13 protein-coding genes and 1 other RNA gene are annotated in these 13,678 nt (G+C 74.9%); 6 read left to right on the forward strand and 8 right to left on the reverse strand.

Annotation, left to right across the window (positions count from 1 at the left end):
* The first annotated feature begins 3 nt into the window (after positions 1 to 3).
* Positions 4 to 1,020 carry a small ribosomal subunit Rsm22 family protein gene (locus tag ACPU2J_RS10550; RefSeq protein WP_423833134.1) on the forward strand — a complete coding sequence of 339 codons (1,017 nt, stop codon included), beginning with the start codon at positions 4 to 6 and terminating at the stop codon, positions 1,018 to 1,020.
* A gap of 7 nt (positions 1,021 to 1,027) precedes the next feature.
* Here the strand turns inward: ACPU2J_RS10550 and ddaH are convergent, their stop codons facing one another.
* A complete protein-coding gene (gene ddaH, locus ACPU2J_RS10555) occupies positions 1,028 to 1,903 on the reverse strand; it encodes a dimethylargininase (RefSeq protein ID WP_361598481.1) in 876 nt (291 codons plus the stop codon).
* A 91-nt stretch (positions 1,904 to 1,994) separates the two neighbouring features.
* Between ddaH and ACPU2J_RS10560 the strand changes: the two genes are divergently transcribed.
* Together ACPU2J_RS10560 and ACPU2J_RS10565 are read left to right on the forward strand one after the other, a co-directional pair.
* A complete protein-coding gene (locus tag ACPU2J_RS10560) occupies positions 1,995 to 2,606 on the forward strand; it encodes a TetR/AcrR family transcriptional regulator (protein ID WP_365082724.1) in 612 nt (203 codons plus the stop codon).
* 170 nt (positions 2,607 to 2,776) lie between these two features.
* Positions 2,777 to 3,529 (forward strand): bifunctional DNA primase/polymerase, encoded by a 753-nt coding sequence (locus tag ACPU2J_RS10565; RefSeq protein WP_361598326.1) that lies wholly within the window; start codon positions 2,777 to 2,779, stop codon positions 3,527 to 3,529.
* A gap of 65 nt (positions 3,530 to 3,594) precedes the next feature.
* Here ACPU2J_RS10565 and yaaA read toward each other — a convergent pair whose 3' ends face one another.
* Positions 3,595 to 4,398, reverse strand: a complete 804-nt coding sequence (yaaA, locus tag ACPU2J_RS10570; RefSeq protein WP_420080948.1) for a peroxide stress protein YaaA — start codon at positions 4,396 to 4,398, stop codon at positions 3,595 to 3,597.
* 102 nt (positions 4,399 to 4,500) lie between these two features.
* On the opposite strand from yaaA, the gene ACPU2J_RS10575 reads away from it, so the two are divergent.
* A complete protein-coding gene (locus ACPU2J_RS10575; RefSeq protein ID WP_423833135.1) occupies positions 4,501 to 5,943 on the forward strand; it encodes an RNB domain-containing ribonuclease in 1,443 nt (480 codons plus the stop codon).
* A gap of 5 nt (positions 5,944 to 5,948) precedes the next feature.
* Here ACPU2J_RS10575 and ACPU2J_RS10580 read toward each other — a convergent pair whose 3' ends face one another.
* Both ACPU2J_RS10580 and ACPU2J_RS10585 read right to left on the reverse strand, forming a co-directional pair.
* Entirely contained in the window at positions 5,949 to 6,788 is an 840-nt protein-coding gene (locus ACPU2J_RS10580; protein ID WP_423833136.1) for a hypothetical protein, read from the reverse strand.
* Positions 6,785 to 7,519, reverse strand: a complete 735-nt coding sequence (locus ACPU2J_RS10585) for a MerR family transcriptional regulator (protein WP_423833137.1) — start codon at positions 7,517 to 7,519, stop codon at positions 6,785 to 6,787. Before ACPU2J_RS10585 ends, ACPU2J_RS10580 begins: the two co-directional genes overlap by 4 nt.
* Positions 7,520 to 7,597: 78 nt before the next feature.
* Here ACPU2J_RS10585 and rnpB point away from each other — a divergent pair.
* An RNA gene (gene rnpB, locus ACPU2J_RS10590) (RNase P RNA component class A) lies at positions 7,598 to 7,999 on the forward strand.
* A 478-nt stretch (positions 8,000 to 8,477) separates the two neighbouring features.
* Here the strand turns inward: rnpB and ACPU2J_RS10595 are convergent.
* Genes ACPU2J_RS10595 through ACPU2J_RS10605 form a run of 3 tightly spaced genes read right to left on the reverse strand, consistent with a single transcriptional unit; the run spans position 8,478 to position 11,367 of the window.
* Entirely contained in the window at positions 8,478 to 9,770 is a 1,293-nt protein-coding gene (locus ACPU2J_RS10595) for a bifunctional RNase H/acid phosphatase (RefSeq protein ID WP_420080944.1), read from the reverse strand.
* Complete coding sequence (locus ACPU2J_RS10600) at positions 9,770 to 10,513, reverse strand: zinc ribbon domain-containing protein (protein ID WP_361598484.1); 744 nt, start codon at positions 10,511 to 10,513, stop codon at positions 9,770 to 9,772. Before ACPU2J_RS10600 ends, ACPU2J_RS10595 begins: the two co-directional genes overlap by 1 nt.
* Complete coding sequence (locus ACPU2J_RS10605; protein ID WP_389075562.1) at positions 10,510 to 11,367, reverse strand: Nif3-like dinuclear metal center hexameric protein; 858 nt, start codon at positions 11,365 to 11,367, stop codon at positions 10,510 to 10,512. Before ACPU2J_RS10605 ends, ACPU2J_RS10600 begins: the two co-directional genes overlap by 4 nt.
* A 198-nt stretch (positions 11,368 to 11,565) precedes the next feature.
* Here ACPU2J_RS10605 and ACPU2J_RS10610 point away from each other — a divergent pair, with 198 nt between their 5' ends.
* Positions 11,566 to 12,663, forward strand: a complete 1,098-nt coding sequence (locus tag ACPU2J_RS10610) for a hypothetical protein (RefSeq protein WP_423833138.1) — start codon at positions 11,566 to 11,568, stop codon at positions 12,661 to 12,663.
* Between the two features lie 63 nt (positions 12,664 to 12,726).
* Here ACPU2J_RS10610 and ACPU2J_RS10615 read toward each other — a convergent pair whose 3' ends face one another.
* Positions 12,727 to 13,668: a 3-oxoacyl-ACP reductase gene (locus ACPU2J_RS10615; protein ID WP_420080942.1), complete on the reverse strand. Its 942-nt coding sequence runs from the start codon at positions 13,666 to 13,668 to the stop codon at positions 12,727 to 12,729.
* Positions 13,669 to 13,678 lie beyond the last annotated feature (10 nt).

Raw genomic sequence — 13,678 nt, forward strand, 5'->3', positions numbered from 1 at the left:
CAGGTGAACGCCTCCGCCCCCACCGCCTCCGCCGAGACCCTCCGCAGCACCCTGGGAGGGCTGCTGGACGGGCTCCCGCCCAAGCAGGCCGCGGCCGCCGTCGAGCGGCTCATCGCCAACTACCGGGGGCGGACCCCCACCGACGCGCCCGTCCTGCGCGACCGGTCCGACGTCGCGGCGTACGCGGCCTACCGGATGCCCGCGACCTTCGAGGCCGTACGCACCGCCCTGGACGCCCTGGCGGAGGCCGCGCCCGGCTGGGCCCCCGGCTCGCACGCGGACGTCGGCGGCGGCACGGGGGCCGCGACCTGGGCCGTGGACGCCGTCTGGGACGGCCCGCGCGAGACCACCGTGCTGGACTGGGCCGAGCCGGCACTCGCCCTCGGCCGGGAGCTCGCCGTGGCCTCCGGCTCGCCGGCGCTGCGCGCGGCCGAGTGGCGGCGGGCCGTCATCGGCCCCGGCCTGGCGGTGCCCGACGCCGACCTGGTGACGGTCTCGTACGTGCTCGGCGAGCTCACCCCGCAGGCCCGCACGGCCGTGGTCGCCGAGGCGGCACGGGCCGGCCGGACGGTGGTCGTCGTCGAGCCGGGCACGCCGGAGGGCTACCTGCGCGTGCGCGAGGCGCGGGACCAGCTGATCGCGGCCGGGCTGCGGGTCGCCGCACCCTGCCCGCACGACGGGACCTGCCCGATCGAGGTGGGCCGGGACTGGTGCCACTTCTCGGCCCGGGTGAGCCGTTCCTCCCTGCACCGGAAGGTCAAGGGCGGTTCCCTGCCGTACGAGGACGAGAAGTTCAGCTACGTGGCCGCCACCCGCGTCCCGGTGGAGCCGGCCACCTCCCGGATCACGCGCAAGCCGCAGATCCGGAAGGGGCTCGTCCTGCTGGAGCTGTGCGGTCCCGAGACGGGCGAGGGCGCGGGCCTGACCCGGGTCAACGTGACCAAGCGCAACGGCGACCTGTACAAGGCCGCGCGGGACACCGACTGGGGCCGGGCCTGGCCCCCGCCCGCTCAGGACTGAACGGTGCTCAGGGCCGCAGCTCCTGGGTGCAGCACTTCACGCTGCCGCCGCCCTTGAGCAGCTCCCCGAGGTCCATCGGGACCGGCTCGAAGCCGCGCTCGCGCAGCGGGTCCAGCAGCCCGGTGGCGCCCTGCGGGAGCAGGACGTTCCGGCCGTCGGACACCGCGTTCAGGCCGAGGGCGGCCGCGTCGGCGGCGTCGGCGATCAGCGCGTCCGGGAAGAGCCGCTTGAGCACCTCCCGGCTGCCGGGCGAGAAGGCGCCGGGGTAGTACATGACCTCGTCGCCGTCGAGGACGCTGAGCGCGGTGTCCAGGTGGTAGTAGCGCGGGTCGACGAGGTCGAGGCCGATGACGGGGCGGCCGAAGAACTCCTGGGCCTCGTCGTGCGAGAGCGGACTGGAGCGGAAGCCCCGGCCGGCCAGGATCCAGCTGGCGGTGACGGCGAAGTCCCCCTCGCCCTCGTTGATGTGGTCCGGCTCGTGGACGTCGCGGTAGCCGTTCGCGCGGAACCACGCGAGGTGCCGTTCGGCCTCGCCGGTGCGCTCGGGATAGGCGAAGCGTGCCCCGAGGACCCGGCCGTCGACGACGAGGGCGCCGTTGGCGGCGAAGACCATGTCGGGCAGGGCGGGGTCCGGTTCGAGGATCTCCACGGTGTGACCGAGGGCGCGGTAGCGGTCCCTCAGGTCCTCCCACTGGGCGAGTGCGAGGGGCAGGTCCACCGGTTTCGTGGGGTCCATCCACGGATTGATGGAGTACGTGACCTTGAAGTGTGCGGGTGGGCACATCAGGTAGCGCCGGGGTGTGGCGTCTCTGCGCAAAGAAGGCTCCTCACGACTTTCACGACTCGGAACGAGTTCTGAAGAGAATCGTCTCTCCGGAACCAGGACAACACAGTGGACCGATGGGGTGGTTTCGGGGAAGGCCGCATGGACGAAGAGAGGGAGACGAGACGTCTCGCTTTGGTATTTTCAGGTCATGACGAAGACCCCCGACGCGACCCGCCGCAGCGACCGCTCCCGGCGCGCCATCCTCGACGCCGCCCTCACCCTGGTCGGCGAGGTCGGCTACAACAAGCTCACCATCGAGGCCATCGCCGCCCGCGCCGGCGTCGGCAAGCAGACCATCTACCGCTGGTGGCCCTCCAAGGCCGCCGTCCTCCTCGACGCCTCGCTGGCGCTGGCCGGGGACGCCGAGACGGCCGCCGAGTGGGCGGGCTTCCCCGACACCGGGGACCTGGCCGCCGACCTCAAGCACGTGCTGCGGGCCACCGTCGACGAGTTCAACGACGAGAAGTACGAGGCACCCGCGCGCGCCCTGACGGCGGCCGGCGCCACCGACCCCGAGCTGGGCGCCCGCTTCACCGAGAAGCTGCTGGAACCGCAGCTCGCCCTGTACGAGGAGCGCCTGCGCACCGCCCGCGAGGCCGGCCAGCTCGCACCCGACACGGACCTGCGGCTGACCGTCGAGATGCTCCTCGGCCCGCTGACGTACCGCTGGCTCCTGCGGACCGCACCGCTGACCCACGCGTACACCGACGCACTGGTGGACCGGGTGCTCGGCGGGGTGGCAAACGTCACCGCCCGCTAGGCGCCGGACAACCGGCGTTCACCCGCAAAGGTTTGCCCTGATTCTGTGGCTATGGTGTGGTTTCGACCCACCCATCCCCGGCCCCCCGCCCGTCGAGAGCGGTCACCCGGGGCTCAGGATGGTGGGACCATGTGAAGGTCTGCCGGGGCAACGGTGAGGTGAGGGGATAGATGGGGTCTGAGTCCGGCCGCGTCGAACGCGGCGAGCAGAGCAGGATTTCCCAGTGGCTGCGCCGGCGGCAGAAACCCGCCGCCGAGGACCCCGCACGCGAGCGCGAAGCGCTCCTCCTGGCCGTCGCCGCCGCCGGCCTCCCCCTGGCCCCCGCCGCACATCCCGCCGGCTACCGGTGTTCGTGCGACCGCATCGGCTGTCCGACCCCGGCCCGACATCCGGTCTCCTTCGCATGGCAGACCCAGTCGACCACCGACCGCGCCCAGATCGAGCGGTGGGCCCGCAACCAGCCCCAGGCCAACTTCATCACCGCGACCGGCATGGTCCACGACGTGCTCGACGTCCCGCTGGAAGCCGGCACCGACGCCCTCGACCGCCTCCTCCTCGCCGGCATCAAGGTCGGCCCCGTCGCCGAATCGGGCGGCACCGGCGACCAGGCCCGGATGCTCTTCTTCACCGCGACCCGCGGCACCCCCGAGGACGAGGACGAATGGTGGCCCTGCGCCCTGGACTGCCACCCCGAGACGATGGACGAACACCCCGGCCTGCGCTGGCACTGCCGCGGCAGCTACGTCCTGGTCCCGCCCGCCGCCCTCCCCGGTGACCACGGCGTGAAGTGGATCCGCGGCATGGAGCACCCCCTCCCGGACCCGCTCACCCTCCTCGAAACCCTCACCGACGCCTGCGCCCAGTACGCCGACTCCACGGACCAGGACCCGGCCGCGGTCGCCTGGCCCCTCGGCCGTCACTGACCGCGTGGCCGGGGGCCGCTCCCCCGGCCACCGCCCCACGGGGGCGGATCCGCCCCCGTGGTGGATCAGTGGTGGATCTGCGTCACGACCACGTCCAGCGACCAGGCCCGGCCCGCCCGCGCGGGCGCCTCCGCCTCGACGACGTGCCCCAGGTCCCGCAGGGCCGTCACCAGCTCCGCCGGTCCCGCCGGCTCCGCGCCCGCCACCAGCAGGTCCCGCACCAGCCGGCCCTTCGTCGCCTTGTTGAAGTGGCTGACCACCGAACGCTTCTCGACGCCGTCCACCACCTGCGCGTGCAGCACCCGCACGGTCGCGGTCCGGCCCGCCACCTCGCCCTTGGGCTTCCACGCCGTCGCGTACGCCGCCGAACGCAGGTCCAGCACCAGCCCGTCCCCGGCCGCCGCGGGCATCACCTCCGCCATCGGCGCGCGCCAGTACGCGCCCAGCGCACCCAGCGCCGGCAGCTTCACGCCCATCGAGCAGCGGTACGAAGGGATCCGGTCGGTGATCCGCACCGCACCCCACAGCCCCGAGAAGACCAGCAGCGACGCCTCCGCGGCCGCCCGCGCCGCAACGGGCAGCCCGGCCAGGTCCAGAGCGTCGTAGAGGACCCCCGTGTAGATCTCCCCCGCCGGGCGGGCGCCCGCCGTGCGCAGGCCGGCGTTCTTCGCGACCTCGCCCCGCAGCCCCTCGCTCAGCCCCAGCACCTCACGGGCCTTGAGCTCGTCCCCCGCGCACAGCTCGACCAGCTCCTCCAGGACCGTCGCCCGGGCCTGCGCCAGACCGGGCAGCGACAGCGCCCCGGGCTCCAGCGGTGCGCCGGAGCCGCCGGCGGCCTTTCCCTCGGACGGCGGCAGCAGCACGAGCACGGTGGTTCTCCTTCAATACGTCACGGCGCGAGGGGTGCGGCCCCCCGGCCAGGGTAGACGGCTCGCCGCGCCGTCCGGGCCCACCGCCCATAGGCTCGGTCCATGCCACGGCGTCAGATGCACATCACCGGCGCGGACGGAGCCGCCCTGCGGGCCGCGCTGCGCGCCCTGCGGACGGACCTGGACGTGCCGGCCGCCTTCCCGGCCGAGGTGCTCGCCGAGGCCGAGAACGCCGCCGCCCGCCCCCGCCTCCCGGACGCCGACGACACCGCCGTCCCCTTCTTCACGATCGACCCGCCCTCCTCCGTCGACCTCGACCAGGCCCTGCACCTGGCCCGGCGGCCCCGCGGCGGCTACCGCGTCCACTACGCCATCGCCGACGTCGCCGCCTTCGTCACCCCCGGCGGCGCCCTCGACGCGGAGGCCCACCGGCGCGTCACCACCCTCTACTTCCCCGACGGCAGGGTCCCGCTCCACCCGCCCGTGCTCTCGGAGGGCGCCGCCAGCCTGCTGCCCGGCCAGGACCGGCCGGCCCTCGTGTGGCGGTTCGACCTCGACACCGACGGCCGGGTCGAGACCACCGACGTCCGGCGCGCCCTCGTCCGCAGCCGCGCCAAGCTGGACTACGACGGCGTGCAGAAGGCCGTCGACAACGGCACCGCCGAGGAACCCCTCGCCCTGCTCGCCGACGTCGGCCGGCTCCGCGAGGCCCTGGAGCGCGAACGCGGCGGGATCTCCCTCGACGTCCCCGAGCAGGAGGTCGTCGAGCACGACGGCGCCTACCGCCTCGCCTACCGCGCCCCGCTGCCCGCCGACGGCTGGAACGCCCAGATCTCCCTGATGACCGGCATGGCCGCCGCAGATTTGATGCTCGCCACCGGCACGGGCGTCCTGCGCACCCTGCCCACCGCTCCCGACGGCGCCGTCGGCCGGCTGCGGCGGACCGCGAAGGCCCTGCGGATCGACTGGCCGCACCACGTCCCGTACGCCGAACTGGTCCGCTCCCTCGACCCGCACCGGTCCGCCCACGCCGCCTTCCTCCAGGAGTGCACGGCCCTGCTGCGCGGCGCCGGCTACACCGTCTTCTTCGGCGGAGACGTCCCCGACCCGGCGATCCACGCGGCGGTGGCGGCCCCGTACGCCCACTGCACCGCGCCGCTGCGTCGGCTCGTCGACCGGTACTGCGGCGAGCTGTGCGTGGCGGCGGCCGCGGGCACCGAACCCCCGGAGTGGACGTCGGCCGGCCTCGCCGCGCTGCCCGGGCGGATGGCCGGGGGCAGCCGGCTGGCGAACGCGGTCGAACGCGAGTCGGTGGACCTCGTCGAGGCGGCCGTGCTCGGGGACCGCGTCGGGGAGACCTTCGAGGCCACCGTCATCGACGTGAAGGAGCGGGAACCCCGGGTGGGCACGGTCCACCTGGAGGACCCGGCGGTCGTCGGCCGGATCCGGTCGGACGCCGGAGACCTTCCCCTCGGCGAGCGCATCCGGGTCCGCCTGACCGAGGCGGACCCCGGCACCGCGAAGATCCTCTTCGCCCCGGCCTGACACCCCTACGGGCAGCCGGCCGTCCGGCGCAGCGCCGTGACCACGGCGCGCGGGTCGTCGGCGTGGAAGCGCACCGTCCGCGCCCGCCCCCGGGCCCCGAGCGGGCGGGTGAAGTCCAGCTCCCGGTTCAGCTCCAGCGTCACCGTGGTCTGGCTGCCGACGATCAGGTCGAGCACCCCGTCCTCGGAGAGCGTGACCAGCCGTCCTTCGGGATAGCGGCGCTCCACCCGTACCGACGCCACCGCGTCCGGCGGGACGGCGAGGTCGAAGAGGGCTCCGTAGCGGATCCTCAGCGAGCCGTCCGGGCGGACCACGTGCGGGCGGCTGACGCAGGCCGCGTGCAGGGCGAGCACCAGCAGGATCCCGTAGACGTCCAGGACCAGCACCACCCGGTGGACCGCGGGCCAGGGGATCAGGAAGGCCAGGGCGACGGTCTCGACGACCGACACGAAGACCATCCCGTACATCACCGCCGTCTGCGGTCCGGTGTAGGCGGCTGCCAGGTCCCCGGGGCGCACCCCGTGCGTACGGCGCAGCGCCCACCACCCGAGGGAGACCCCGGCCTTCAGCTCGTGCCGCAACAGCCGCCGCACCTGGACCGGGACCACGGCGTGCGCCGCCGTCCGCCGGGCGGCCCGGGGGGCCTCGCCGGCCGCCCGGGCGGCGGCGTACAGCCGGTACAGCACCCACGCCTCCAGCAGCAGCACCCCGAGCACCAGGACCTCGGCGGCGGCCAGGGCGGGCGCGGGCAGCCGTACCCCGGCGGCCACGCACACCACGAGCGCCAGCTCCGCCGGCAGGACCGCGGCCACCGCGATCCGGGCGGCCCGTACCGTGCGGGTCATCCCCGCCCCCTCTCGATGAAGGCCTCCATGACCAGGCGGACGACCTCCGCCTGCGCGGGGGCGTACTCGGCGAGCAGCGCCTCCTTGAAGCCGGACACGACCGCCCCGTCCCGGGGGACCGCGGCGAACACCTCGTCGGGGACCGCTGCCACCAGCTCCGCCGCCAGTCCCGGGATCCGCGGGTCGTCCTCGGCGGCGTCGGCGAGTTCGTCCAGCCGCTCGTACAGGGCCAGCACGGCGGGGTCGGCGGCCAGCGGCCCGAGCGCGGCGTAGACCTCCTCGCCGCCGACGCCCGTGGCGTCGAGGAGCGTCAGGTGCTCGCGGTCCTTCGCCGCGGCCGGGGAGGTGGTGTGCGGCGCCTTCGCCAGGAGCGCGGCGAGCGCGGGCGAGATCGGCTCGCCCTCCCCGGGGTCCGCGGCCAGGAGCACGCCGAGCCGACGCCGCCGCTCCTTGATCGCGGCCTCCTGCCGGGCGAGGTCGGCGTCCAGCTCCTCCAGTACGTCGGCCAGGTCGCGCCCGGCGTCGTCCGCGAGCACGTCGCGCACCTCGTCGAGGCTGAGCCCCAGCTCGGTGAGCCGCCGTACGCGGGCCAGCAGGACGGCGTCCCGGACGGTGTAGGCCCGGTAGCCGTTGGGGCGCCGCTCCGGCTCCGGGAGCAGCCCGACATGGTGGTAGTGCCGGATCGCCCGGGTGGTGACCCCGACGACCGCGGCGATCTCTCCGATCCGCATGCCCACCAGTAGAAACCCTGCCGTTGCGGCAAGGTCAAGGGGCGGCGGCACAGCCGGTAGCATGGTCGCCACGGCAGACGAGTCGGCCGGGCGGCCGCGTCGGGATCTCCGGATCCCGCCGAGGAACGTCCGGGCTCCACAGGGCAGGGTGGTGGGTAACGCCCACCCGGGGTGACCCGCGGGACAGTGCCACAGAAAACAGACCGCCGGGGGCTTCGGCCCTCGGTAAGGGTGAAACGGTGGTGTAAGAGACCACCAGCGCCTGGGGTGACCCAGGCGGCTAGGTAAACCCCACCTGGAGCAAGGTCAAGAGGATCCGTCCCCGGACGGGTCTGCGCGAACGCTTGAGGGCTGCCCGCCCGAGTTCGCGGGTAGACCGCACGAGGCCGGCGGCAACGCCGGTCCTAGATGGATGGCCGTCTCCCCGGCGACCGCGAGGTCTCCGGGCGACAGAACCCGGCGTACAGGCCGACTCGTCTGCCGCTTCCACTCCCGTTCGGGGTGGCGGGGTCTACCGCGGGGCCGGACCCGGCTCCCGGAGCTCCGCCCCGGACCCCGCGCCTCAATCGCCGGCGAGGCTTCATCGACGCCCGGCGGCTTCGCGAGGTGTGGGCCGGTGCCCCGCCGGAGCATCTCCTCGGCTCGGCGCGCGCGGGCATGTCCCGGTTGTCGGGCGGTGGTCGCGCCTCGTCCTGCGGGGACGCTCCGCCGTGTCCCCGCCCCACGGCGGGCTCCGACGGTACGGAGCGGGGACGGTGAGGGGTGTACCCGCAGGACGAGGCGCGACCACCGGGTACCGCCGTGACGCCCCGCGTGCGCCGAGCCGAGGAGACACCCCTCGCCGGCCCCGCGGAGGGGCCTCCGCGACACCCGGATCCCGATCCGCCGCCTTCCGGCCCCGCCGGCGTTTGAGGCGCGGGGTCCGGAGCTCCGCCCCGGGAACCCGGCCCGGCGGGGCCTACCGCAGGTGGGACGTGTCGTTCAGGAGGCGGAGCGAGGCGTTGCCGTCGGCGTAGTAGGACACCGCCGAGAGGGAGGCCGCCGAGAGTTCCATGCGGAACAGGGATTCCGGCGGTGCCCCGAGGGCGAGGCGGACCAGGATCTTGACCGGGGTCACGTGGGTGACCAGCAGGACCGTGCGGCCCGCGTGGGCGGCCAGCAGCCGGTCGCGGGTCGCCGAGATCCGGCGGGTGGCCGCCATGAAGCTCTCGCCGCCGCCGGTGGGCGCCGCCTTCGGGGAGTCGAGCCACGCCTTCAGGTCGTCCGGGAAGCGCTCCTGGACCTCACCGAAGGTCAGCCCCTCCCAGGCGCCGAAGTCCACCTCGCGCAGGCCCTCTTCGACGGTCACGGCGAGGCCGAGGCGGTCGGCGACGGCCGCGGCGGTCTCCCGGCAGCGGCGCAGCGGGGAGCTGACGACCGTCTGGATCGTGCCGCGCGCGGCCAGCGCCTCGGCCACGGCGGCGGCCTGGCGGCGGCCGGCCGGGGACAGTTCGGGGTCGCTGCCGCCGCTGCCGGAGAACCGCTTCTGCGGGGTGAGCGCGGTCTCGCCGTGGCGCAGCAGCACGAAGGTGGCGGGTGCGCCCATGTCGGGGCCCCAGCCCTGCCCCGCCGCGGGGGCGGCGGCCCGGTCGGGTTCCGCCGACGGGACCGGTGCGTCCTCGGCGGCGGCCTCCGGCGCCGGGAACGGCGTGCCGGTGCCGCGGGACGCGGCCAGGGCTGCGCGGGCCGCCGCGGCGCCCGCGGTGGCGTCCCCGGGCGGGCCGGACGGCGGCGGGGTGGACAGCGACCGGGCCGCGGACGTGTCGAGGGCGGCGGTGGAGGCCGACGGCTCCCACTGCGCGCCGCGCTTGCCCGCGTCCATCGCCTCGTTGGCGAGCCGGTCGGCGTGCTTGTTGCGCTCGCGCGGGATCCACTCGTACGTCACCTGGGCGCGCGGCAGGATCCGCGCGGCCTCGGCGGCGAGCGGCTTCATGTCGGGGTGCTTGATCTTCCAGCGGCCGGACATCTGCTCGACGACGAGCTTGGAGTCCATCCGGACCAGGACGACCGCGTCCGGCGCGAGGTCACGGGCCGCCGTGAGCCCGGCGATCAGGCCCTTGTACTCGGCCACGTTGTTCGTCGCGACGCCGATGTACTCGGCGCGCTCGGCCAGCGTCTCGCCGGTGGCCGGATCGAGGACGACCGCGCCGTACCCGGCGGGCCCGGGGTTGCCCCGGGACCCGCCGTCCGCCTCCACGACGAAGCGCGGCATCAGATGCCCGAGTCGGCCGTACGGACGAGGATGCGGCCGCAGTTCTCGTGGCGGACGACCTGGTCGCGGGCCGCGGCCTTGATCTCGTTGACCTCGGCCATGTCGAGCTCCAGGCGGCAGCCCTCGCAGCGGCGCTGGTAGAGGCGGGCGGCGCCGACGCCGCCCTGCTTGACGCGGATCTTCTCGTACAGGGCCATCAGGTCGGCGGGCATCGAGGTGACGATCACCTCGCGGTCCTTGGTGACCTTGGCGACCTCGGCGTCGATCTCGGCGGTGGCCGCGTCGCGGCGCTCGGTGGCGTCGGCGGTCTTGGTCTCCAGGCCGGAGACGCGTCCGGTGAGCTCGGAGACGCGCTCCTGGGCGGCCTCCAGACGCTCCATGACCTCCAGGACCACGTCCTCCAGGTCGCCCTGGCGCTTGGCGAGGGAGACCACCTCGCTCTGCAGGTTCGCCAGGTCCCGGGCCGAGATGCCCACGCCGGAGTCGAGCCGCTGCTGGTCGCGGACCGCGCGCTGGCGCACCTGGTCGACGTCCTGCTCCGCCTTGGTCTGCTCGCGGGCCGTGTCGCTCGCCTGGGTCTGCGCGGCGACGAGCAGGTCGCGCTGCTGGCTCAGGTCCTTGGTGAGGGAGTCGAGCTCGGCGTGCTCGGGCAGCGACTTGCGCTTGTGGGCGAGCTGAGACAGCCGGACGTCCAGTGCCTGGACGTCGAGAAGTCGGATCTGGTCGGCGGGCTCGGCGTTCAGTTGGGGGCTCCAGAGATAGAAGGGGTGGTGACGGACGGCGCGTGCACCGTCCAGGGGTCGGTGACCGTGCGCGAGACGTGGGTGCGCAGACCCCAGCCGTGGCGCTCGGAGATGGCGTCGAGCTGCGCGGCGGCCTGTTCGCACCAGGGCCACTCGGTCGCCCAGTGGGCGGCGTCGACGAGGGCGAGCGGGCTCTGCTCGCGGGCCTCGGACACCGGGTGGTGGCGCAGGTCGGAGGTGACGAAGGCGTCCACGCCGGCGGCGCGGACCTCGGCGAAGAGGCTGTCGCCGGAGCCGCCGCTGACGGCGACGCGGCGGATCAGCGCGTCCGGGTCGCCGGCGACGCGGATGCCCTGGGCGGTCGGCGGCAGCCAGGCGGCGCACCGGGCGGCGAACTCGCGCAGGGTCTCGGGGCGGTCCAGTTCGCAGATCCGGCCGAGGCCGCGGCGGCCCTCGGGGTCGCTCGGATCGGGCACGAGCGGGCCGGTGATGCGCAGGTCCAGGGCGCCGGCGAGGGCGTCGGAGACGCCGGGATCGGCGGTGTCGGCGTTGGTGTGGGCGACGTGCAGCGCGATGTCGTTCCTGATCAGCGTGTGCACGACGCGGCCCTTGAAGGTGCCGGCCTCGACGGTGGTGGTCCCCCGCAGGTAGAGGGGGTGGTGGGTGATGATCAGGTCGGCGCCCAGTTCGACCGCCTCGTCGGCGATCTCCTGGACGGGGTCGACGGCGAAGAGGACCCGGGTGATCTCGGCGTCGGGGTCGCCGCAGACGGTTCCGACCGCGTCCCACTTCTCGGCCCGCGAGGGGGGCCAGAGAACGTCCAGCGCGGCGATGACTTCAGAGAGACGGGGCACGGGCCAAGGCTACCGTCCGCTGGTGGCGGCCCCGTCAGCCCGGGCCCGGGCCGGGGGCCCGCCGCCGCGGCGCAGCACAGTCGCCGCGCCGCTCAGGGGCGAATCGCCGGGCGGACACCCTTACGTGTGAAGCCGGGTTGGTCGTGTTGTTCGGCGCAGGCCCGAAAACTAGCTTCCTCCCCGGAGGTGACGGCCCGGATGACTGTCTGTGCCATCGAGATGACGACCACGGCCCCGTTCACGATCTCCGCGGACGGGTCGTACGCCGCCCGGCTCGCCGGGGAGGGCGAGGCGCGTTACGCGGAACGCTGGACCCTCGCCGGACCGGAGCCGTACGCGGTTCCGCTGCCCCTCGCGCAGCCCGAGGACGGCGACAGCGAGGTGCTGCCCCTCGCGGACGGGCGGGTGCTGATCCACCGGCGGGTCGCGGACCGCCACGCCTTCGCGCTGCTGTACCCGACGGGTGCCGCGGCCGGGCCGCGCACCGGGGAGCTCCAGCTGGGCGCGGTGGACGCGGAGGAGGGCGTACGGGTCACCCTGCTGCCGCCGTCCCCGGACGGGTGCGGCGCCTACGCCCTGGCGGCGGGTGAGACCTCGACCATGCTGTGGCAGGTGGCCGGCTGCGCGTTCGGGCCGCAGCGGATCGTGACGATCCCGGGACGCTGCTCGGGCGGTGTCTGGCTGGACCGGACGGGCCGGCTGCTGTCCCTGGACCGTGAGCTGGACGGCACCGCCAAGGCCGTGGCCGTGGACCTGGGCCGCGGCGGCGAGGTCACCCCGCTGCTGCAGATCACCGAGGACAGCGAGGACCGGCTGCTGCTGGCGGACCCGGACAGCGGGCTGCTGCTGATCCGCTCCGACGCTCCGGGTGAACCGCGCCTGGGCTGGGGGGTGCTCGGGAGTTCGCTCCCGGTCCGCTTCCCGGAGTGCCTGCGGCCCGCGGAGGCGCGTCCGTTCGCGGTGCAGCCCGGGCAGGCCCTGATGCCGGAGACCTGCGGGGTGGCGCTGTGGATGCCCGAGGGCGGCATCGGCCTGTGGCGGCCCGCCGACCGGCACGTCTTCCGTGTCGCCGCTCCGGCGGGCTGGCTGGCCGGCGGCGGGCTGTGGAGCGCGGACGGCCGCCTGCACCTTCCGTACGCGACGGCGGAGGTGCCCTGCGGGATCGTCGGCCTGAGCCTGCCGGCCGCCCCTCCGGCGCCGGTGCGGCTGGATCCAGGGCCCGCGGCCGCGGCCGCGCCCGGACCGGCGGCCCCCCGCCCGGTGCCCCTCCAGCAGGCCCCGCTGGCGGGGCGGTAGCGGAGGGGGTGCGGGGCGGCGGGATCGGTCCGGGCGCGGTGGTGCCCGGCGGGTGCCCGGTGCTCAGGCGTGCTTGAGCCCGAGCACCTCCGTGGCCGCGAAGGTCTCGTTCGCGGGCCGGGTCGCGTAGTGGGCGGTCAGGACCTCGTCGAGCTCCTCGTAGGAGAAGGCCTCCTTGCCGGTGTCGAACTTGGCGGCGACCTTCGGGCGGTCCATGACGACGACGATGCCGCCGTGGACGACGAACAGCTGCCCGTTGGCCCGGGCCGACGCGGGTGAGGCCAGGTAGCCGACGAGCGGGGCCACGTGCTCGGGTGCGAGGGGGTCGAGGCGGCCCTCCTCGGGGAGCTCGAAGCCGGCGAAGACGTCCTCCGTCATCCGGGTCCGGGCGCGCGGGCAGATCGCGTTGGCGGTCACCCCGTACTTGGCGAGGGCCAGGGCGGTGGACGTGGTCAGGCCCACGATGCCGCCCTTCGCCGCCGCGTAGTTCGGCTGGCCGGCCGAGCCGCCGAGGAAGGCCTCGGAGGAGGTGTTGACGATCCGGCCGTAGACGGGGCCGCCGGCCGCCTTGGACCGTTCCCGCCAGTGCGCGGACGCGAAGTGGGTGGTGTTGAAGTGGCCCTTGAGGTGGACCCGGATGACCGAGTCCCATTCCTCCTCCGACATCGAGAAGATCATCCGGTCGCGGAGGATGCCGGCGTTGTTGACCAGGACGTCGAGCTTGCCGAAGGTGGCGACGGCCAGCCCGACCAGCTCGCGGGCCTGCTCGAAGTCGGCCACGTCGCCGAGGTGCGCCACGGCCTGCCCGCCCGCGGCCCGGATCTCCTCGGCCACCTCCTGTGCGGGGGCCGCGGAGGCCTCCCCGGAGCCGTCCCGGCCGGGCTGGCCGAAGTCGTTGACGACCACGCTCGCGCCGAGCCGGGCCAGCTCGATCGCCTCGGCCCGGCCGAGCCCGCGGCCCGCGCCCGTGACGACGGCGCTGAGCCCCTCAAGTGGCAGTGACATCCGTACGGTT

The sequence above is a fragment of the Streptomyces manipurensis genome (assembly GCF_049570255.1).
In the GTDB taxonomy this organism is placed as follows: Bacteria; Actinomycetota; Actinomycetes; order Streptomycetales; family Streptomycetaceae; genus Streptomyces; species Streptomyces manipurensis.